Here is a 20,542-nt window from a genome sequence, read left to right on the forward strand (position 1 = left end):
CAACATGGTATCAGCCATTTCTATATCGAAAAATATACTCTGACCAACATATTATCATATTTTCATCGTACATACAATGCATTTCATTGTATACATTAGATTACTTAGATTGATATACCTCTTCTTTCAATATACCAATATACGGTAAATTACGATATTGCTCCGCATAGTCGAGTCCATAACCTACCACAAAATAATCCGGAACTACAAAGCCTTGATAGTCCACATGAACTTCTACCGTACGACGATCTGGTTTATTAAGCAAAGCCACTAATCGAACACTTTTAGCATTGCGAGATTTTAGATTTTCTAACAAGTAATGGAGCGTATTGCCAGTATCTACAATATCCTCAACTACAATAACATGCTTCCCTTCTACTGGTTTATCTAAATCTTTCATAATCCGCACAACACCGCTACTTTGTGTACTATTACCATAGCTAGAACAGGAAATAAAATCTAAGGTTACATCACCTTCAATAGAACGTGCTAAATCAGCAAAGAACATAACCGCTCCTTTAAGCACGCACACAAGGACAACCTCTTCGCCTTTATAATCAGCAGAAATCTGTTTACCTAATTCAGCAACTCGTTCCTGTAACGCTTCTTGAGTAATTAATACTTCCTTGATGGAATCTAACATTTAATTTTCCTCCTTGATAGAACAAGCCCAGTATGTAGTCGCCTGTTCATCCCATATAATTGTGATAGACTTCGGCATTCCTAAAGCCAACACAGTCGTATCTCCACAAAGAAACCATAAAGCATCACGGTCCGCTTGTGGTATTTTTTGGTCAATAAGCCAATCCTTTAATTTTTTATGACCCCAAATACGACCATCTTTACGACGTAACACTATACGGTCACCAGCCTTGCGATGTCGCAAATACGGTCCCTGCTTCGCCATAGTTTGAGGGATTAATACCGTTTCATCAGCTTTTAATGGTGGTGGAGCCACCGTTGGCCCTAGCCATGTCACACAGCGAAGCCCTACTAACCGATAAACAGGGTGACCCTTGTCCGTAGTGTTTAAACGTCCAACTTGTATTATATCATATTGTGCCGCAACCTTCACGTTAGAACGAATAAATTGTTTAGGCTTTTTTCCTTGCACTACCTCATATAATTCATTGACTTGTTTTTGTGAAAACGTAGTTTCACTATTAAATATAGAAAATACCCTTTGCCACAAACGGTAAAACAAGGCTCGTGGCAAGTCAGCTACGGCTTGGCGCTGTAAGGTTATCGCCGGTGTCCTACTATCTAAGTTCATACATAAAGAAGGCCATAGAATCTCAAGTTGCTGTTGTAAATAAGCCTCATCAATCGCCATATTTTCACCAAGCCGCGCTAACGTTGCTACAATATTAGGATTATATTGCTTCAATAAAGGAATGACTTCGAGACGCAAGCGATTTCGTAAATATAACGGCTCGTCATTAGTTTTATCATGGGCAAATGTTAGCCCCAAGGCCTTTACATAGCCTAGAATTGCCGTTTTCGTTACGCCTAAAAAAGGGCGCCACAAATCTCCTTCTATGCACTGCATCCCCCGCAAACCGTTAGTACCAGCGCCACGAAGTAAATGCGCCAAAATAGTCTCCCCTTGATCATCTTGATGATGAGCTGTCGCTATGTATTGATAGCCTTCCGTACGTAAAAGTCTTCTAAAAAAATCATAGCGCTCATTGCGACTTACTGTTTCAATAGACTGTCGTCGCTCCTTTGCAAGTTGTGCCGCGTCAATCGTCAATTCATAAAAAGGTAATTGATATTGCTCAGCATAAATCTTTACCATGGCTAACTCAGCCTTACTCTCTGGTCGCAATGAGTGATCAACACAGGCTACGCCTAATTTTAAATTAGTCATAGTACCTAATCCTTTACAGGTAACTAACCAATGCAATAAGGCGATTGAATCAGGTCCACCAGAACAAGCGATCAATACGGCACTTCCTGATGGTACGCTGCCATGCATGACTTCATAGTTATTAACTGAGGCTTCAAAATCACGAATACAAGTTTCGTTTACTGTATCGGGTACACTCATAGCAGGCCCTCCTATTTAACTAATCGTGCTGCCATGCCTTCCATTCCATCACGTTCACTTACAATGACATGAGGAATTTCATACCAATCCATGAACGAAGTCAAAATCTCGCCACCAGCCACAATAATATCCGCTCTATTAGCTGGTAAACCTGGCACTTTTAAACGTTCTTCTGGCGTCATATAACGCAATTCTAATAACATAGCTTCAATGACTTCACGACTCAATTGTTGTCCCTGAATTTTACCTGGATTATATACATCCATTTTCAAATGCATCGCTGCCAAGGTAGTAGCCGTACCACCAACAGCTATAAATTCACCAAATGGTCCTTCAATTGGCAAGGGCTCAAACCAAGGTCTCGTCTCTTGCCACACTTCTTGTGGGCCCTCATCCGAACGCGCTTTTAATCGAACTGCCCCTATCGGATATGAACGTTGCCAATAGGTACCTGCATGAGTTCCTAACGCAATCTCCGTACTGCCACCACCAATATCAATAAGGCCGTAATGTCTAGCATCAGCCTCAAAGGTTGTAACCGCTCCTTCAAAGCCAAGGGCTGCTTCCTCTTCGCCACTAATCACCTGAGACTCCATCGGACAAACAGCTCCCGCCTTAGCCATAAATTCCATACCATTACTAGCTTCGCGGATAGCGCTAGTCGCCACGCCGACAACTTTCGTAGCACCATAGGCCTCAATAGCCTGACGAATCTCAGTCAAAGCTGTTATACTCCGAGTCATAGCTTCTTCTGTTAAGCGTCCATCAGCAGCGCGTTTGCCTAAACGAGTACCCCATAAACGTTTTGGCTCCCACTGCCAATGGCCCCCTTCATAAGTCCCCAATAAGAGTCGAAATGAATTAGACCCTAAGTCGACAATACCTAATTTATTAATCGTTTCACTCATCTTGTCACCTCAATTATTGAATACCTTTAATTCACAAAATATACAAATCAAAAAAGATGATGCGGAGCTCCGCATCATCTCATACATTAATCTCTGCGACCGCCTCGACCGCCTCGTTTTGATTCTGTATTGCGTTTTAAATCAGTCAATCGTTCTTCACTATCTTTCAAGAAACGACTCATTTTATCTTCAAAGGACAACCCGCCACTTTTACGGTCAAAGGAATTGCGACGATTACCATCATGAGCAACTCGACTATGTCCATCATGTTGACGCGGACGGAACTCTTTTGGTTCACGACCTTCTGCCTTAGGAGCTCGTGGTGCTGATTCTGGCTTAGGCTGTGTTTGCTTAATCGATAAGCTAATTTTACCTTTTTCATCTACACTAAGAACTTTTACTTTAACTTTGTCTTGTTCCTTAATAAAATCTGAAATATTTTCCACATATTCATTTGCTACTTCTGAAATGTGTACTAACCCTGTTTGTTTGTTACCTAAATCAACAAACGCTCCAAATTTCGTGATACCCGTAACTGTGCCTTCAAGAACACTACCAACTTCAATGGCCATGCTAACCCGATGTCCTCCTAAACTACAAAAAAACTGCTGTTGCACTTAATCTATGCACACTATGTTCATTATATAGGTGTATGAAAAACCTTGTCAACTGCTATTTCACGAATGTCCTAGCCAACTTTACATTTTATTTTACATAGGGTACCTCGCCTGGTTTAACGAGGCCCAATTCTTCGCGCGCCACATCTTCAATTGATTTAGGATCTTGTAACCGCTGTCGTTCCTGTTCTAACAATTCATTTCGCTCTTTTAGATCCTTAATCTGCAGCTCTAATTGCTGTTGTTGTTGTTTAATCACATAAATTTCATAGCCTGTACGCAAAATAAGAAATGCACCTAACACAACAACAATAATTTGTGCCCAAAATACAATCGTATTCCGTTTAGGTTGTGGCCGTTTACGCCTTATATTCGTTTCTCTCGCCTCATCTGCCATGACAGTACCTCTTTGTCTAACAACCTTGTGAATGAACCTATTATAACATCATTATAAAAGGGGTTCAATTACATTTTATCGGCTTTTAACAAGACTTTCAATCCTTTGTAAAAGGATATGTAGACGCACTTTTTCAGAATAATAAGCCTATAAAAATTTATATGTCAGCACTCTTTAATTTGGCAATCCGATGATTTATCGATTCACCTTGAAAGGTAAAATCAGGATATACTTCCTGAAGTGGAATCAATACAAATGTCCGTTCCCACATATAAGGATGGGGAATCTGCAAATGATCCAAAGCCACCTGCAAGGGTGCTCCTTGCTCAGTTTCTGCCCACACTATATCTAAATCCAAAGTGCGTGGTCCCCAATGAATCACCCGTTTACGACCTGCTAAGGATTCCTGATGTTGCATACATTGCAACATCGCTTCTGGTGTCAAAGAACTTACCACTTTTGCTACACCATTAAGAAATGGACCTTGTTCTGTGTTCCCCCAAGGCGCCGTCTCTAACCACGACGATGGTTCTACTGCAATAATACCGTCGGTCTGACGTAAGCCTTCAATGGCTTGATTCAAATACCCTTCTCGATTGCCCAAATTAGAGCCTAAACTAATGTAATATACATAGTTCATATTGACCTCATGACCTTACATTTGCCCACGTGTAATTGTAATTTCAGCATAATCCAACATGCCAGGAATTGGTACAGCTGGTTTACGCACAGCTACAGCAAGTCCCACGATACCTCGATATGTATTCCACAATTCATCAGCAATCAAAGTACCTACTTTTTCTAATAATTTTTGCGGCGCCCCTGTTACAATTCGTTCAACCGTATTATAAATTTCAACATAATTAATGGAGTCTTCCAGTAAATCAGACTGCCCTGCTTTGGTTAAATCTGTCACTACCGTCACATCCACAAAAAAACGTTGACCCTGACTATTTTCAGATTCTAAATTGCCATGATACCCAAAAAAGCCCATATTTTTTAATACAATCTTATCCATTAAAACTCTCCTCTCAACAAGGCGTCCGCAACGGTTAAGGCTTTCTTATGCATATCTACATTATGCACACGAACCATATCAATTCCTTGAATCAGGCCTGTAATACAAGCCGCTACCGTTCCTTCATCACGCTCATTAGCAGGACAATCATTAAGAATAGAGCCAATAAATCGTTTACGACTTGGCGCTAATAACACGGGAAATTCATAGGCCGTAAGTTCTCCTAACCGCTGCATTACCTCAACATTTTGAGCCCCTGTTTTACCAAAGCCAATTCCTGGATCGAGCCAAATATTTTGAGGTAATACGCCTTCTTTAAGCGCAATGTCTATGGATGCGAAGAAAAAAGCTTTCATATCTTCAATAATATCACCATATTCGGTATCATCCTGATTATGCATAATAATGACTGGTACTTTATGCTTAGCCGCTACAGCCGCTATATCAGGGTCATATCGAAGGCCCCAAATATCATTTAAGATGTGAGCTCCATGGGATAGTGCATAATCCGCCGTTTCCGCACGATAGGTATCAATAGAAACAGGCACACTGGAAGCGGCTAATACTGGTTCTAATAACGCTTCCATGCGACTAATTTCTTCAGCTACGGAAATATGTGTATGGCCTGGTCTCGTTGATTCAACACCTAAATCGATTACATCGGCACCTTGCGCTACCATTTCTTTCGCATGAGCTACAGCTGCTTCAGGATTATTATATTTACCCCCATCAGAAAAAGAGTCAGGTGTACCATTTAAAATCCCCATAATAAGCGTACTATTATTTAATGTTAAAGACTTACCATCGTCCCATTTATAACTGCGTCGTTTGAACATCCGTCGTACCTCCTAATATAGCCATAGCTTCTTCACGAAGCTGGCCTGTCTTACTTAGTACGCCGCGACATTCCATCGTCACTACTGCCGTACCTTGTTGCAGTTCACCTTTAATAAGCATGCATAAGTGAGTAGCCTTAATGCGGACTACCACACCTTCTGCCAGTAAATCAGTCTCAAGCGCAGTCGCGATTTGGCGAGTCATACGCTCTTGCAATTGAGGTCGTCTAGCAAACACATTTACCAAATCACTCAATTTACTAAGGCCCGCTACGCGACCTTCCTTAGGTTGATATACAATATCGACCGTACCAAAAAATGGCATTAAATGATGCTCACACACAGAGTAAAAAGGAATATCTGTAACTGCAACTAACCCTTTATACTCCGTAGGAAAAATCTCGCCCCATATATCGGCACTCTGTACATTCATGCCAGCAAATAATTCTTCGTACAACGAAGCTACCCGATTAGGCGTTTTTTCCATAGCAGCTGCTTTTAAATCAATACCTAAAGCAGTTAAAAATTGAGCAATACCCTCACTGGCCTGTTCCTTCATAACAAGACCTCCTATACGATTTTAGTGGTCCAATCCTCTACATTCCACTCATGAGTAATCCAGGAGCGATAAAATTCGGGTTCATGGCTTACCAATAAAACCGTTCCTTTAAAACGACGTAGAGCGTCAGCTAATTCCTCCTTAGCTGCCACATCTAAATGATTCGTCGGTTCATCTAAAACCAACACATTATACGACTCCTGCATAAGCTTACAAAGCCTTACCTTGGCATTCTCACCACCGGATAACACACGCATTTGACTTGTAATATGCTCATTCGTTAGGCCACACCGTGCTAAAGCTGCACGAACTTCAGCATTCGTCATCGCAGGATACGCATTCCAAATATAATCGAGTGCTGTCATATCATTATGAGCACTATCTTCTTGTTCAAAATAACCAACTTGCAAGAAATCGCCCCGTTCAACCGTCCCTGCAAAAGGCTGTATTAACCCCAGTAACGTTTTTAAAAGCGTTGTCTTACCTAGCCCATTCACACCACGGACCGCCACTTTCTGGCCACGCTCTAAGGAAACCTTTACCGGTTTTGTTAGAGCCTCATTATAGCCCAGTACTAAGTCTTCACTCGTAACAATAAAACGACTTGGTGTACGGCCTTCTTTAAAACCAAAAGATACTTCCAAATGAACTTTTGGTTTTTCCAATAAATCCATCTTTTCTAGTCGTTTCGCTCGGGAGTTTGCCATGCCACGGGTCGCTACGCGCGCCTTATTACGCTGAATAAAATCTTCCATACGAGCAATTTCTTGTTGTTGTCGTTCATACGCCTTTACTGCCTGTGCTCGTTGCACTTCATAAGCTGCCAAAAATTGTTCGTAATTTCCTGTATATCGCGTCAACTGAGCTTGTTCAATATGATAAATAACATTGACTACCGAATTTAAAAATTCCATATCATGAGAGATGAGAATAAACGCATTTTCATAGGACTGCAAATACGCTTGCAACCACGCAATATGTTCTACATCTAAATAGTTAGTTGGTTCGTCCAATAATAATATAGTTGGCTTTTGCAATAATAACTTAGTCAATAATACTTTAGTTCGCTGACCACCGCTTAATTCATTAACCAACCGATCAAGCCCTATGTCTACTAGGCCTAACCCTTGCGCTGTCCGTTCAATAGTAGCATCGATTTCATAGAAACCACGTTGTTCTAATTCTTCCTGCCACTCGCCCGTCTTCTCTAGCAATTCATTCATATGTGCCTCATCGCAATCGGTCATTTCATTATAAGCAGCTTGCAACTGAGCTTCTAAATCAAATAAATCGCTAAACGCATCACGCAACACATCGCGAATGGTCTGTCCTTCAGCTAATACACTATGTTGATCTAAATAGCCTACCGTTCCTTTATTAGACCAAGCAACGGTTCCTTCATCGGGCAAAATCTTGCCTGTAATAATATTTAAAAACGTGGACTTACCTTCACCATTAGCACCAATCAAACCCACATGTTCGCCTTTTAACAAACGGAATGAAGCGTCATCTAAGATTTGACGGGCTCCAAATCCATGCGTCACATGGGACACTGTTAATACACTCATCAGTCATCTCCCAACACGTATCTCTAATGTAAAAGCCGCCTGAAACAGACGGCTTTATTAACCATATTATATTTTACCTTTATTTCATAGGTATGTCAAAAATACCAACTTTAATCATTACTTTCGCTCATAATAGGTCAGTCTAAAGGTCATGATTTGCGGCCATATTGCCACCAATGACGAAGTGCCATAATGGCCATAATATGAGCCCCTTTTTGAATCGCTGCCAAACCAGCTGCTGATCCAGTAGCCCTAGCAAACTCAGGCGTATGCAAGCCCATATGTTCACCAATAGCCAATGTTAATTGTACCGTTGGTACAACATGAGATACATTCCCCATATCGGTACTGCCTTCCGCTACATCATCAGATAAAATCGTTGGCCTTGCCCCCCATTCCGTCATGACCTCACTAGCCAATTCACGCCAAACTCCATCTTCACGCAAATCTTTAAACAGAGGCTCATAATGACGACACTTAACAATCGCCCCTCGTTCTTCAGCCACTCTTTGCGCTGCTAATTTAATAGCAGGCAATACAGTATCTTCTAAAAACTCTACTGTATGAGAACGTACGGTCATATGCAAGGTCGCTCTCTCAGGAATCATATTAGGGGCTTCACCCGCTTCTGTAAAAATCTGCCCGATTACCACATCAGGTCCCCACTTTGCTTTTAAACGATTCACTTCACTATATAAAGCTACAGCACAATCGAGAGCATTCACACCTCGATTTTCCAAGTCGGCTACATGAGCCGTCCGTCCTTGAAACATGACCTCTAAAGGATGACTAGCCAGCGAAGAACCACCTAATTCATTCACATCAGCAGGATGGGTAAGCAAGGCACCTTGATACCCTTCAAAAATACCAGCATCAGCCATAAACACTTTCCCCCCTACCGTTTCTTCTGCAGGGCAACCAAAGAAAGTCGTCAATGCCTCTGGTACAGCGGCTGCAAAACCGATAGCCGCTCCAACACTCATAGCGGCAATCAAGTTATGTCCACAGCCATGCCCCAGGCCAGGTAGCGCATCATATTCACCTAAAAATGCCATTTTATACGGCGCTGAACTTGTCACCATTGGCACGGCACCAGAAAAATCAGTTTCCACCAAGTCACCTTCAGTAGTTACAAATTCACCTTTATCCGCCCGCAAGGATGTTGCTAATTCAGGAATACGCCCCCTACTCACATCAACAATGACTTCAAAGCCATAATCAGCAAGCAAATTCTTAATCGCAGCGACTGCTTTGTGCTCTTCTAAACCTATTTCAGGATTCTCATGCAAATAAGTAGCCAATTCAACTAAATCTTGTTCTGCCCCACTAATAGCTTGTCGGAGCATTTGCTCACGAATAGCTAGTGAAAGTTCTCGTTTCATCACCATGAACTATTAACTCCTTTACATTTCACAATAGGGAAAAACAACTAATGTATTGGACACGGCGCGAAAGCTCACATAAGCGCCTAAAGGCAACGCCCAATGAGGCATACCATGACCTGTTGGCACATAACATACAAAAGGCTCTGGTGCCTCTTCTAAACGTCCAGTCAACATATAATCAAGCACATGGGCGCCTATTTCATAAGTCGCTTCATCAGGATCGCCTTCACAATTTGTAAACGTTCCCAAAGCCACGCCCTTCACCTGCGCTAAAATACCTTGCCAACGAAGTTGCTGTAACATACGGTCAATTTTATACGGTGGTTCACCAATATCTTCAAGCAATAAAATAGCATCAGACCAGTCTTCCATCAGTGGTGCATACGGCGTACCACCTAAACTACATAACATAGCTAAGTTACCACCTAATAGACGACCTTCTTCCATAGTCGCCCCAATAAAACCTCGTGGGGGCGCTAACAAAGGTTCAATTACCGACGTACGGCCTTCTAATAAATCAAAAAGATGATTTATATCTGTTTCACGATCTGATTTTAGCCAATCGACGCCCATAGGACCATGATAAGTCACTAAACGACTATAACGGCCTATAGCACAATGCAATGCCGTACAATCACTATATCCTACAAAGGGCTTATGCGCCTTACGAATCCCTGCATAATCTAATAAATGCAAATACCGAACAGAGCCATAGCCACCACGTAAGGCAATCACTGCATCACAGAGAGAGTCGGTCATCAAAGTATTAAATTCTTGTGCCTGCTCTTCTGGTGACCCTCCATACAAGCCTTGTCGATAACAACTAGCACCAAAGATTGCCTTATAGCCTCGTTGAACTGCTATCTTTTCTAATTGATCTAAATCCTCTTGCGCCGCTGAAGCTGGCGCCGTAAAAGCTAACGTCATCCCTGGTACTATCCGTTTAGGTACTATCCAATCCATGTAAAACTCCTACTAAATTTACTTTCGATACGCCTGTTTAAAATCCACTGTCCCCAAACTTGACCAGAAGAAGCCATCAATCGTATCACGCACTACATACGGAGTTGTCGTGAAGTAGATAGGCAACACTAAAGCCTCATCTAATATCATTGCTTCCGCTTCATGCATCAACTGACTACGCAGTTTCAAATCCGTCGTATTATGTACTCGATTCATCAAAGCTGTGTAAGCCTCACTATGATATTGAGCATCATTGGCTTCATCAGAAAACACATCTAAGAAAGTCTGCGGATCTACATAGTCACCAATCCAAGAAGCCCGCGCCACTTGATAATGACCTTCTTCACGATTCGCCATAAAAACCTTTGTTTCTTGATTCTGCAAAGAAATGGTAGCACCTAACTCATTTTGCCAAATAGCCTGCACAGCCTCAGCAATCGCCTTATGCATTTCATTAGTATTATACAAAATTGTCACTGGTGGCAATGGCTTATTAGGTCCATAACCAGCCTCTTGCAATAGGCGTTTAGCCTCCGCCACGTTATAAGAGACTAAGGAGCCACCTGCTTGACGAAAATCCTGTCCGGTTGCCTCATCAATCAATCCCGTTGGCACAAACGCATAAGCTGGAGTTTTACCGCCATGAACAATCGTATCTACAATAACTTTGCGGTCAATGACCATAGAGAAGGCTTTGCGCACCAAGGGATTATCAAAAGGTGGCGCCGTTACATTAAATACATAATAATAGGTACCCAGTGATGGCGCTACTTTAAAAAGGCCAAGCCCTGCCAAACGTTCTTGGTCCGCCACAGGTGGTTCGACCATAATATCAGCGGCGCCCCCTTCTACAAGCGTTAAGCGCGTACTTTGAGACTCACTAATAGGCCACTCCATCGCCGTCAACCGAACCGCTTTCGCATCCCAGTATTGTTCATTTTTTACAAACTGCAATTCTGAACTATGTTGCCATTTCACCAGCTTAAAAGGCCCATTCCCTATCAAAGTGTCTGCATTTGTCGCCCAAGTATCTGGGGCTGCTTCCACAATATCTTCGCGCACTGGATAATACGCATGAAACGCCGTAAGCCCCAAGAAATAAGGGGCTGGTGCCTCTAAAGTAACAACTAATGTATAATCATCTATAGCCTTTACACCTACCTCATCAGCACTCGCTTTTTCTGTATTATATGCTTCACCATTCTTTAGCACATATAACATATAGGCATTATTGGCCGCCACCGTTGGATTGAGTGCGCGTTTCCAAGCATATTCAAAATCCTTAGCCGTAACGGGTTTGCCATCAGACCATTTTGCATCAGAACGAATTTTAAACGTATACACCAGCCCATCCGAAGACATAGTCCATGACTCCGCCATAGCCGGTTCAGGCATGTCTTTATCATTCAATCGAGTGAGACCTTCAAAGATTGCTAATTCTACCGTTGATTCAGGCAACGTAGAGGATTTAGCTGGATCTAAGGTGGATGGCTCTTGCTCCAATGCATAGCGCAACGTATCAGCTGGTATCGTTTCACCACTGCGACTACATCCCGCCATTAGCGTTAAACTCAATATTAATATAAGCAGTACACTATATATGCCCAGTCGTTTCATACACAACTCCTCACGCTAGCCCTAAGGCAGCTTATTTTCTAAAAAATCTTTTATCATATACCCCATCTTAGCACCTAAATGAATGCCGTCCGTATTAGGTACTCCTGAAATAAACACAATCATGCCAAAGGTTCCTTTTACCAAAGGCAAAATACCACCATCATGTTCTACATTATCTAATACACCTGTTTTATGATAAAAAATAACCTCTTCCCCCCAATAAAACGGCAATTTATCACGAAATTGTTGACGCCCTAATAGTTGCCACATCTCATGGCCTAACGGCCCCGTTTCACGTTGTCTGTAAATATACTCATATAGCACCATCAAATCAAGGACTGTCATCACATTTTCGCGGCCTTCTGTACGGGCCATCTCATCCATCATATAGCGTGTAAGCTGTGTATCTTTTAAACCGAGTGAATGAGCAAATTCATTAACTGTCTCCATACCTATATGATGAATCAATAAATTCGTCGCCCAATTATCACTAAGTACCATCATGAGACGACACAATTCCAAATAAGTGAAACGATGATGCATGTCCAACTCTTGCAAAGCACCACCGCCCCATACTCGTGGCCTATCTCGTAACCCTATGGTATCTTGCAAATTCAATGTCCCTGCCATAGCTTTACTAAAAACAGTAGCCATAATGAGTACTTTAATCATACTCGCACTGGCATGAATCATCTGTAGGCCACGACCAGCTACTTCAGCCATAGGTGCCTCCTCATCAAAGCGAACAACCAAGTATGAGATGTGTCCCGTAGGCGCCAGTTCTTCAATTAATGTATTTAAACCAACTTCTAATCCTTTACCAGCTAATATTTTTTCCATATATATATCCTATCTTCACACCATATTTGCTAACGTCGCCAACAGGCCACTTTTTGTTGTCCTCGAACGACAAGTGGTGGTTTATCCTCTTCACACTCCGGCATTTTTTCAGGACAACGTGAAGCAAATGGACAGCCACTTACTGTCATTAATGGACTTGGCACTTCGCCCGTTAATACTGGTCCAATCGTCATATGTGGTGCCAAAGGCGCATTTAATGAAATAAGAGCCTGTGTATAGGGATGTAATGGCGTTTCATATACAGCCTTTGTCGGCCCTTCTTCCACAATGCTACCTAAATACATAACCGCAATTCGTTGACTTACATAGCGAACCATATTTAAGTCATGAGAAATAAAAACATAGCTAATGCCCTGTTCTGCTTGTAACCGTTCTAAGAGAGAGACAATTTGTACTTGTATAGACACATCAAGCGCCGAAATAGGTTCATCACAGATGATACACTGCGGTTCACTAATTAAAGCACGGCCAATCCCAATTCGCTGTCGTTGGCCACCACTAAATTCATGTGGATACCGTTCACCCTGCGCTTTGGTAAGGCCTACTTGTTCTAATACAGCCTCCACTTTTGCGCGCTTATCGCCTTCACTAAGAGCCCTCCCCATAGCCATTCGCACAGTTAAGGGTTCTAGTAAACTTTGTCGTACTGTCATCCGTGGATTTAAAGAAGCGTAAGGATCTTGAAACACCATCTGAATATGGTTGAGCACATGTTGTTGATCCGCTTTGCCTTGAATCTCTTGCCCCGCTACGATAAGGCGCCCTGAAGTTTTAGGATATAAACCCATCAAGGTACGACCAAACGTAGATTTACCACAACCAGATTCTCCTACTAAGCCTAAAGTTTCACCGGCCTTTTGCTGTAATGATACGCCTTCAAGAGCACGCACAATTTGACGATGTTGCTTCAAAAGGCCGCGCCGAACTGTAAAATGCTTGGTTAAATTCTCTGTTTCCCAAATATTCATACATTCACCGCCTTTTTCTCTGCCTGAAGCCAACAGCGTACACCGTCAGTCAATGAAGGAATTTCACGTGCACAAATTCGCATAGCTTGATTACAACGAGGATGAAACGCACAACCTGTCGGCAAGCTAAACATATCAGGTGGTTGTCCACCTATCGCTTGTAAAGTTGTGGTTTCCTTCGTTGGCAAAGACCGTAACAAGCCTTGTAAATACGGATGTTTTGGATTTCCTAATAAATCTGCTACCGTCCCTGTTTCAACCACTTGCCCAGCATACATAACCGCCATTCGATCACACAATTGGGCAATAACGCGCAAGTTATGAGAAATAATTAACAAGCCCATATGCTCTGTTTTTACTAAATCTTGCAACAGTAATAAAATCTGTGCTTCCGTTGTCACATCAAGAGCTGTCGTTGGTTCATCGGCAAGCAATAATGTAGGCCGACCAGCTAAAGCCATAGCAATAACCACACGCTGGCGCATACCACCACTCAATTCATGAGGATATTGCGTTAAACGACGCGCCGCATCAGCAATACCTACTTTTTGTAACAATTCTAACGCTACCGCATCCTCATTAGCAACCACCGTATTATGCCGTTTAGCCCCTAAGCGAATCGCTTCTTTCAATTGTCTACCAATCGACAAAATAGGATTGAGTGCAGTCATCGGGTCTTGAAACACCATAGCTACAGTAGTACCTCGAAGCACTCGCCATTGCGATTCTTTATACTTTGTACAATTCTCACCGGCTACCGTTAGCGAATCCACTGACACAGTGGCTCTATCCGCTGGTAACAAACCCATTAGAGATTGTAACGTAACCGATTTACCACAGCCAGATTCACCAACCAAGCCAACGACCTCACCTGGTTGTACCACGAGTGATACACCACGTACCGCTGGTACAGGCCCTGCAAAAGTATGAAATGTCACTTGTAAATTTTCTAATTTCACTAAAGGTGATTCTCGCTTACTTAAATAACGCTGCTCTAGCGCATGCTCTTTAATAGCTGTATTCATCGTTTCACCTCCCCTTTTGGATCTAATGCATTACGCAATCCATCACCAAAGAAGGTAAATCCAAGCATAGTAATCCCAATCGCTAAAGCAGGCGCAATCAGTTGAAACGGATAGGACCGCATAGAATTAATCCCTTCAGCAGCTAAAACACCCCAACTCGCCATTGGTGCGTTTACGCCAAGACCAATAAAGCTCAAAAAAGCTTCCGTAAAAATAGCTTCTGGAATTGCCAAAGTCATAGTTATAATAATAGGCCCTACACAATTAGGCAGCATGTGACGGAATAAAATTCGCCAAGCTGGTACCCCCATAGAACGAGCCGCCAATACATATTCTTCATTTTTTAATGTCACAATTTGACTTCGAACAATACGTGCCATAGTCAGCCAATACGCAATTCCTAGCGCAATAAAAATAGATGTTAAACCAGGCGACAAAACAACCATGAGCAAAATGACATATAGCAATAAAGGTATGCCATATAATATATCTACAAAGCCCATCATCAAACGGTCAACTTTCCCACCGAAAAATCCGGCTACGCTACCATAAATAACGCCAATGACTAAATTAATGGCCGCTGCCACAAAGCCTACGGCTAAAGAGATACGCGCCCCATATACAACACGTATATATAAGTCACGCCCCAATGTGTCCGTACCAAACCAATGTTCACTCGACGGCCCTTGATTTGCTTGTGCTAAATTTTGATCCGCATAGGTATACGGTGATAACCAGGGTCCAATCAAGGCCAACAGCAACATACATATAATAATAAATAGACCTACTAACGCTAACTTATTTTCTTTTAAGCGTTGCCAAGCATTAGGTCGTGGACGATACGCCGTTTCAGTCACTACGGCCGTCGGCGCTAATGGTAAAAAATCATCAACAGCTCTCATGGCGTTTCCTCCTCTTCCATCGTTACTCGGGGATCCACTAATGGGTATATTAAATCAACCAGTAAATTAAAACCTACTACTAAAGCACTATAAAAAATAGTCACACCTAAAATAACAGTATAATCACGATTATAAATAGACGTAACAAAATATTTCCCAAGACCAGGAATGGCAAATATTGTTTCTACAATAAAACTCCCTGTCAACAAAGCCGCTGCTAACGGCCCTAAGTAGGTAAGAACTGGCAAAATAGCATTCCCTAAAGCGTGTTTCAAAATAATAGTACGATTAGCTAACCCCTTTGCGCGGGCGGTTTTAATATATTCCTGTTGTAACACATCTAACATGGTAGCCCGCGTTAAACGAGCAATAAAAGCCATCGGTTGTGCCCCTAGTGTCAAAATTGGTAACACCATGTAAGCCGGACCTTTCCACAACGCAACAGGAAATATAGGCCACACAAAACCAAGCCAATATACCAATACAGCACCTATGATAAATGTTGGCACAGATATACCTAGCGTAGAACCAAAAGTAATTATATAATCAAGCCAAGTATTGGGCTTTAAGGCACTACCAATCCCCGCCGTTACGCCACCAATCACAGCAAATAAAAGAGCCCCTAAGCCTAATTGAGCTGACACGGGGAAGGATTCCCCTATAATATCATTCACCGAGCGCCCTAAATACTTATAAGAAGGGCCTAAATCTAATTGCACAACATGTTTCATATAATCAGTGTACTGCTGCCATACAGGATCATTCAAATGATACGTTGCTTCAATAGAGGCTTTAATCTGTGGTGGCAATTTTTTCTCTTCTGTAAAAGGACCACCAGGAATGGCATGCATGAGCATAAATGTAATCGTAATAATCGCCCACATAACCACTACGGCCCCTATCAAACGTTTTAGTAAATAGGTACCCACATAATCACTCTCCTTATTTGATAAGATGTATATATCTATTATACACGAGTCTGCCTGATTTCCTATGACAGAATATAGAATGTAAAGCATGTGTTCTGTATACATATATAAACAAAGTTCCATCTGTCCTATCTAAAATAAAAATTCTGTATATTTACATATGACACTTTATTTTTTACAATAGGTGTCAGACAAACGAAATATAACATAGTTAAATCAACAAAACTACTTAATACCTACTAAGTTATCTAACTATGAAAAGAAAAGAGGTTATATCATGAAAAATCCAGTACCTGTAGTATTATCCATCCAAGACATGAGTTCTATCGGCCGTTGTTCTTTAACAGTCGCTATGCCAATCTTAAGTGCCTTTGGCTCACAAGCGGTGCCATTTCCAACAGCCCTTTTGTGTAACCATTTGGAGTACCCAAACTATGAAATGGTTGATTTTTCAGAACACCTTCGTCCTTTTATGGATTGTTGGGAAAAAAATAATATTACCTTTGATGCCATTCAAAGTGGTTTCTTAGCCTCCCCTGATCAAATTCATATTGTAATCGAAGCGATTGAACGTTTCGGTAAGAATAAACTCATCATCGTAGATCCTGCCATGGCCGATGATGGCAAACTTTATGCTGTATATAATGATACGATGGTGCAAGAAATGCGTAAACTCATTGCCCATGCTCATATTATTAAACCTAATTATACAGAAGCCAGTTTCCTCTTAGGTCACGCTTATGAACCAGAAACAGTTGATGAAGCTAAAATCCACCAATTATGTAAAGAACTTCACGAATTAGGGCCTCGTCATGTCATTATGTCTGGTGTACCTCATCAATCAGAAGCTGTAGTCGCTGTCTATGACGGTGAAACAGACGACTTACAAATCGTAAGCACTACGTTAGTTCCTGTCAAAGCCCACGGTACAGGAGATATTTTCACCGCCGCTCTAACCGGTGCATTAATGCAAGGCTACGATACATTAGAAAGTGCTAATATTGCCGCTAACTTTACAACAGATGCAGTTAAATATACGCATGAAACGATTGGCTCCATGCGTGATGGACTATTATTTGAACGCCTCTTAGGTCGTTTGAGCCAGTTAATTAAATAAGTTTGAGGAGGTCTCACACTTTGAATTTTTCTATTCGTGATATTATTTATATTGGTATGCTATCAGCTCTCTGTGCGCTAGCTACCACCCTTTTAATCCCTTTACCTACTGGTGCCATGGTTCACTTAGGTTCCGCAGCCCTCTTTACAATAGCCGCTTTATTTGGTGGTCTTTATGGTGGCCTAGCAGGTGCTATTGGATCGGGTCTCTTTGATCTCGTTATGGGCCACTCTGCCTATACTTTATTTTCTATTATAATCAAAGGGCTCTCCGGACTCATTGTGGGCTATATGGTAGTGGGCTTTCGTCCTAATCCGCGCAAAGCCCGTGAATCAACTTGGATGCGTTTATTACTCGCTATGCTAGTAGGTAGTATTTGGACTGCTCTTGGATATTTTGTCGCTTGGGAATATGTACTCAATAGTTTTGCAGCTGCTGTAAGCCGTCTACCAGCCACATTCTTAACAAGTGGGGTCGGTATTATCGTAGCGCTTTTCTTAGTCAATGCCTTACGCAAAGTAATTCATAAATAATAAATAATAAATTAGTATTAAAAACCATATAGTATAAAAACCAATAGTATAAACTTATAAATATATTGGTATCATTCCTTTTAGGAACCTATCTCTCAAAAACGGCACAGGAGCTTCTCCCTCCTGTGCCGTTTTACACTTCATCTCCCACTTATTTTTTCTAGTCATATCCTATAGTATCGTGGTATAATAATAAAATTGAAGAAACTAGAAAAGGAAGATTTCATGGATGTTTTATTTAATATAGGCCAAGCTTTTGTAATGGGGCTTATTGCCTTTGCCATTACACGCTGGGGCTATGTACATAATATTAAAATATTATATCTCCAAGGGCGACTTAATCGGCTCCAATTTTTAATTGGTCTCATCGGCTTAACTTTAGTCGTTAGCTTATTTAATAATCTCATCAGTACTATGATGAATAATGTAGTCATTTTAGTTTCCTATTGGGGTGTCCGCCTATTGGCCTTCTTAGGGCATGCCATTATTTTATCATTGTACTATGTGCTCTATGCGCGCCGTGTGCAAGACTTTTCACTTCACGGTATCGTAGGTATTTGTTGGTGTATATTCATCGCGTTTACCTATCCCTACTTACCTATTAAATCTACCAGCGCGGCCTTTATGGTCATTATCTGGATTGTTAATTTAGTATTACTCGTTATCCCAGGGAGCGGTAAACCTAATCGCTATGGGGATGTAGCCTTATGGCCAAAAAAGAAAATCGTAAAAAAGAGGATCTGACGATTCTCTCTTACAACAAAAAAGGCCCCTATGACCATTGTTGCCATGCAACTCAGGTCATAGGGGCCCTTTTTTTATTACTTACTTTCTCTCATATGTTTTCAAGGTAAACACCAACTCATTAATAGACGCACTCAAGGAATCCATCTTGTGCTCTAGCCGAATCAATAAATAGGCGGCTACCACCATAGGAAAACCATAGTTGGCCGTGGCTGTTAGAATTGCTTCCATAAAAACACCTCCTCACTGTTATACATTCCAGCAAGGAGGCACCGTCAACTTTATTGATTAACTTTATTAACGGATAATTAACGAATCAGTAGCATCCATTCTAATAAAGTACAAACTATATACGCTATAATAAATTTAATTTTTTGCTTGCGATCGCGATCTTCATCGGCCATCTTTAAGCGTTGTGCCAAGAATCGTTTATCGCGAATTTGTAGTAATAAATCACGAATACTAGCTTGGCTTTTTTCATCCACTTCTTTCCCGTTTTTCTTTAAAGCTTCTTGTTGGATTAAAATACGTCGCTGCAGTTTACGCATCTGTATTTTGATATTATTATGAACAAAAACACTCTGCCATTTCTTACGCGAATCAAAATACATATAAATATATCGAGGAATATTCATAACAATAAAACTGATACACAAAATCCCCAACGAAATTAAGAAGTATGTAGAAAAAGAGAATTCAATCGTTTCAGTTGGTAAATAATGATGAAGAATAATAAAACTAATCCATACCCCGATTGGTAACAGTAAGGCGGCTGCCATATCAATAGAGCGTACCCAACTTGTTTTCACCGGTACTTCTGGCACATTATAGGTTTCTACTTCATCGCGAAAGGCATAGTATTCCAACCGCAATACAGACTGATCGGTACGGGCATTGATTAAAATGGCTGGGCCCTTTGCTTCTGGACAACGATTAGGCCAAGAAATCAATCGACGAATCGGACTATCAGGGGCTAAATCAAAGCGGATAATCCCTTTCTTTTCAAAACGAACCGTCGAACTATCATCGCCGATTTCAAATGGATTAAAGAAGGTTCCTAATAAACTTAAACTCCAATTGCCCAATAAATGAACAATGGTATTTAAAATAAAACCACCCATATCGACATCAGCCATATTTAGTTTCACTGAAAAACTTGACGCATAATCGTCAAACCATAAATCTTCAATGGTAAATTCTATAGTAATTACGTTACCTAAGGTAGTAATAATCCCTAGATACACTTTATTATTAGCTTCAAACTCAAATGTAACAGAATAAAACAACCAATGATTGCGCAATTGTGCTTTGAGGATACGATTAATCGCATCTTCTTCAACATTGATAATGCGATGATCATATAAATCGACCTCACTAGGTGTCGACGGCGTTGACTCAACTGGCACAGGCGTAGCAGTTGTTTCATCAACCTGCTTGCGTGATCTAGCTGTCATCGATTCTGCTATCTCCAATAATCGCGTGACTAGATTATTCATAACGCCTCCTATGGATTTAGCACGTTGTTAACATTCCAATTATACCACA

23 protein-coding genes are annotated in these 20,542 nt (G+C 41.3%); 3 read left to right on the forward strand and 20 right to left on the reverse strand.

Annotated elements, in window-relative coordinates:
* Positions 1-100 precede the first annotated feature (100 nt).
* The 18 genes from hpt to DYE54_RS04500 all read right to left on the reverse strand — a co-directional run bounded on the left by hpt (position 101) and on the right by DYE54_RS04500 (position 16,603).
* On the reverse strand, positions 101-643 hold the full coding sequence (gene hpt, locus DYE54_RS04415; RefSeq protein WP_115310107.1) for a hypoxanthine phosphoribosyltransferase: 543 nt from the start codon (positions 641-643) through the stop codon (positions 101-103).
* Positions 644-2,050: a tRNA lysidine(34) synthetase TilS gene (tilS, locus tag DYE54_RS04420; protein WP_115310108.1), complete on the reverse strand. Its 1,407-nt coding sequence runs from the start codon at positions 2,048-2,050 to the stop codon at positions 644-646.
* Positions 2,051-2,061: 11 nt separating this feature from the next.
* The gene (locus tag DYE54_RS04425; RefSeq protein ID WP_115310109.1) at positions 2,062-2,958 is read right to left on the reverse strand and encodes a Ppx/GppA phosphatase family protein; all 897 of its coding nucleotides are present in this window, start codon (positions 2,956-2,958) and stop codon (positions 2,062-2,064) included.
* Between the two features lie 86 nt (positions 2,959-3,044).
* The gene (locus DYE54_RS04430) at positions 3,045-3,530 is read right to left on the reverse strand and encodes a S1 domain-containing RNA-binding protein (RefSeq protein WP_115310110.1); all 486 of its coding nucleotides are present in this window, start codon (positions 3,528-3,530) and stop codon (positions 3,045-3,047) included.
* 133 nt (positions 3,531-3,663) lie between these two features.
* Positions 3,664-3,972, reverse strand: coding sequence for an FtsB family cell division protein (locus DYE54_RS04435; RefSeq protein ID WP_115310111.1), 309 nt, complete (start codon positions 3,970-3,972; stop codon positions 3,664-3,666).
* A 157-nt stretch (positions 3,973-4,129) separates the two neighbouring features.
* The gene (gene folK, locus DYE54_RS04440; protein WP_115310112.1) at positions 4,130-4,612 is read right to left on the reverse strand and encodes a 2-amino-4-hydroxy-6-hydroxymethyldihydropteridine diphosphokinase; all 483 of its coding nucleotides are present in this window, start codon (positions 4,610-4,612) and stop codon (positions 4,130-4,132) included.
* A gap of 15 nt (positions 4,613-4,627) precedes the next feature.
* Positions 4,628-4,990 (reverse strand): dihydroneopterin aldolase, encoded by a 363-nt coding sequence (folB, locus tag DYE54_RS04445; RefSeq protein ID WP_115310113.1) that lies wholly within the window; start codon positions 4,988-4,990, stop codon positions 4,628-4,630.
* On the reverse strand, positions 4,990-5,826 hold the full coding sequence (gene folP, locus DYE54_RS04450) for a dihydropteroate synthase (RefSeq protein WP_115310114.1): 837 nt from the start codon (positions 5,824-5,826) through the stop codon (positions 4,990-4,992). The genes folB and folP overlap by 1 nt, the downstream gene beginning before the upstream one ends.
* A complete protein-coding gene (gene folE / locus DYE54_RS04455) occupies positions 5,804-6,385 on the reverse strand; it encodes a GTP cyclohydrolase I (protein WP_115310115.1) in 582 nt (193 codons plus the stop codon). The genes folP and folE overlap by 23 nt, the downstream gene beginning before the upstream one ends.
* Positions 6,386-6,396: 11 nt before the next feature.
* A complete protein-coding gene (locus DYE54_RS04460) occupies positions 6,397-7,953 on the reverse strand; it encodes an ABC-F family ATP-binding cassette domain-containing protein (RefSeq protein ID WP_115310116.1) in 1,557 nt (518 codons plus the stop codon).
* A gap of 149 nt (positions 7,954-8,102) precedes the next feature.
* Positions 8,103-9,341 carry a peptidase dimerization domain-containing protein gene (locus tag DYE54_RS04465; RefSeq protein ID WP_245935688.1) on the reverse strand — a complete coding sequence of 413 codons (1,239 nt, stop codon included), beginning with the start codon at positions 9,339-9,341 and terminating at the stop codon, positions 8,103-8,105.
* Between the two features lie 15 nt (positions 9,342-9,356).
* Positions 9,357-10,301 carry a S66 peptidase family protein gene (locus DYE54_RS04470; RefSeq protein WP_115310117.1) on the reverse strand — a complete coding sequence of 315 codons (945 nt, stop codon included), beginning with the start codon at positions 10,299-10,301 and terminating at the stop codon, positions 9,357-9,359.
* 18 nt (positions 10,302-10,319) lie between these two features.
* Positions 10,320-11,918, reverse strand: a complete 1,599-nt coding sequence (locus DYE54_RS04475) for a peptide ABC transporter substrate-binding protein (RefSeq protein ID WP_115310118.1) — start codon at positions 11,916-11,918, stop codon at positions 10,320-10,322.
* Between the two features lie 21 nt (positions 11,919-11,939).
* On the reverse strand, positions 11,940-12,758 hold the full coding sequence (locus DYE54_RS04480; protein WP_115310119.1) for a serine hydrolase: 819 nt from the start codon (positions 12,756-12,758) through the stop codon (positions 11,940-11,942).
* Between the two features lie 29 nt (positions 12,759-12,787).
* Positions 12,788-13,747, reverse strand: coding sequence for an ABC transporter ATP-binding protein (locus tag DYE54_RS04485; protein ID WP_115310120.1), 960 nt, complete (start codon positions 13,745-13,747; stop codon positions 12,788-12,790).
* Complete coding sequence (locus tag DYE54_RS04490) at positions 13,744-14,772, reverse strand: ABC transporter ATP-binding protein (protein WP_115310121.1); 1,029 nt, start codon at positions 14,770-14,772, stop codon at positions 13,744-13,746. The genes DYE54_RS04485 and DYE54_RS04490 overlap by 4 nt, the downstream gene beginning before the upstream one ends.
* Positions 14,769-15,674 (reverse strand): ABC transporter permease, encoded by a 906-nt coding sequence (locus DYE54_RS04495; protein ID WP_115310122.1) that lies wholly within the window; start codon positions 15,672-15,674, stop codon positions 14,769-14,771. Before DYE54_RS04495 ends, DYE54_RS04490 begins: the two co-directional genes overlap by 4 nt.
* Positions 15,671-16,603, reverse strand: coding sequence for an ABC transporter permease (locus DYE54_RS04500; protein WP_115310123.1), 933 nt, complete (start codon positions 16,601-16,603; stop codon positions 15,671-15,673). Before DYE54_RS04500 ends, DYE54_RS04495 begins: the two co-directional genes overlap by 4 nt.
* Positions 16,604-16,880: 277 nt before the next feature.
* Between DYE54_RS04500 and DYE54_RS04505 the strand changes: the two genes are divergently transcribed.
* From DYE54_RS04505 to DYE54_RS04515, 3 genes are all read left to right on the forward strand, one after another.
* Positions 16,881-17,720, forward strand: coding sequence for a pyridoxamine kinase (locus DYE54_RS04505; RefSeq protein ID WP_115310124.1), 840 nt, complete (start codon positions 16,881-16,883; stop codon positions 17,718-17,720).
* Between the two features lie 20 nt (positions 17,721-17,740).
* Complete coding sequence (locus DYE54_RS04510) at positions 17,741-18,253, forward strand: ECF transporter S component (protein ID WP_115310125.1); 513 nt, start codon at positions 17,741-17,743, stop codon at positions 18,251-18,253.
* Positions 18,254-18,478: 225 nt separating this feature from the next.
* Positions 18,479-18,997 carry a DUF805 domain-containing protein gene (locus DYE54_RS04515; protein WP_115310126.1) on the forward strand — a complete coding sequence of 173 codons (519 nt, stop codon included), beginning with the start codon at positions 18,479-18,481 and terminating at the stop codon, positions 18,995-18,997.
* Between the two features lie 81 nt (positions 18,998-19,078).
* Here the strand turns inward: DYE54_RS04515 and DYE54_RS04520 are convergent, their stop codons facing one another.
* Together DYE54_RS04520 and DYE54_RS04525 are read right to left on the reverse strand one after the other, a co-directional pair.
* Positions 19,079-19,228: a YvrJ family protein gene (locus DYE54_RS04520; protein WP_115310127.1), complete on the reverse strand. Its 150-nt coding sequence runs from the start codon at positions 19,226-19,228 to the stop codon at positions 19,079-19,081.
* 77 nt (positions 19,229-19,305) lie between these two features.
* Positions 19,306-20,493 (reverse strand): hypothetical protein, encoded by a 1,188-nt coding sequence (locus DYE54_RS04525; protein ID WP_115310128.1) that lies wholly within the window; start codon positions 20,491-20,493, stop codon positions 19,306-19,308.
* Between the last annotated feature and the right edge of the window lie 49 nt (positions 20,494-20,542).

Origin of the sequence: Veillonella criceti (assembly GCF_900460315.1) — a bacterium.
Taxonomy (GTDB): Bacteria; Bacillota; Negativicutes; order Veillonellales; family Veillonellaceae; genus Veillonella_A; species Veillonella_A criceti.

Coding starts and splice junctions, on each gene's coding strand:
- hpt (WP_115310107.1), bottom strand. CDS start 643: ATGTTAGATTCCATCAAGGAAGTATTAATTACTCAAGAAGCGTTACAG.
- tilS (WP_115310108.1), bottom strand. CDS start 2,050: ATGAGTGTACCCGATACAGTAAACGAAACTTGTATTCGTGATTTTGAA.
- DYE54_RS04425 (WP_115310109.1), bottom strand. CDS start 2,958: ATGAGTGAAACGATTAATAAATTAGGTATTGTCGACTTAGGGTCTAAT.
- DYE54_RS04430 (WP_115310110.1), bottom strand. CDS start 3,530: ATGGCCATTGAAGTTGGTAGTGTTCTTGAAGGCACAGTTACGGGTATC.
- DYE54_RS04435 (WP_115310111.1), bottom strand. CDS start 3,972: ATGGCAGATGAGGCGAGAGAAACGAATATAAGGCGTAAACGGCCACAA.
- folK (WP_115310112.1), bottom strand. CDS start 4,612: ATGAACTATGTATATTACATTAGTTTAGGCTCTAATTTGGGCAATCGA.
- folB (WP_115310113.1), bottom strand. CDS start 4,990: ATGGATAAGATTGTATTAAAAAATATGGGCTTTTTTGGGTATCATGGC.
- folP (WP_115310114.1), bottom strand. CDS start 5,826: ATGTTCAAACGACGCAGTTATAAATGGGACGATGGTAAGTCTTTAACA.
- folE (WP_115310115.1), bottom strand. CDS start 6,385: ATGAAGGAACAGGCCAGTGAGGGTATTGCTCAATTTTTAACTGCTTTA.
- DYE54_RS04460 (WP_115310116.1), bottom strand. CDS start 7,953: ATGAGTGTATTAACAGTGTCCCATGTGACGCATGGATTTGGAGCCCGT.
- DYE54_RS04465 (WP_245935688.1), bottom strand. CDS start 9,341: ATGGTGATGAAACGAGAACTTTCACTAGCTATTCGTGAGCAAATGCTC.
- DYE54_RS04470 (WP_115310117.1), bottom strand. CDS start 10,301: ATGGATTGGATAGTACCTAAACGGATAGTACCAGGGATGACGTTAGCT.
- DYE54_RS04475 (WP_115310118.1), bottom strand. CDS start 11,918: ATGAAACGACTGGGCATATATAGTGTACTGCTTATATTAATATTGAGT.
- DYE54_RS04480 (WP_115310119.1), bottom strand. CDS start 12,758: ATGGAAAAAATATTAGCTGGTAAAGGATTAGAAGTTGGTTTAAATACA.
- DYE54_RS04485 (WP_115310120.1), bottom strand. CDS start 13,747: ATGAATATTTGGGAAACAGAGAATTTAACCAAGCATTTTACAGTTCGG.
- DYE54_RS04490 (WP_115310121.1), bottom strand. CDS start 14,772: ATGAATACAGCTATTAAAGAGCATGCGCTAGAGCAGCGTTATTTAAGT.
- DYE54_RS04495 (WP_115310122.1), bottom strand. CDS start 15,674: ATGAGAGCTGTTGATGATTTTTTACCATTAGCGCCGACGGCCGTAGTG.
- DYE54_RS04505 (WP_115310124.1), top strand. CDS start 16,881: ATGAAAAATCCAGTACCTGTAGTATTATCCATCCAAGACATGAGTTCT.
- DYE54_RS04515 (WP_115310126.1), top strand. CDS start 18,479: ATGGATGTTTTATTTAATATAGGCCAAGCTTTTGTAATGGGGCTTATT.
- DYE54_RS04520 (WP_115310127.1), bottom strand. CDS start 19,228: ATGGAAGCAATTCTAACAGCCACGGCCAACTATGGTTTTCCTATGGTG.
- DYE54_RS04525 (WP_115310128.1), bottom strand. CDS start 20,493: ATGAATAATCTAGTCACGCGATTATTGGAGATAGCAGAATCGATGACA.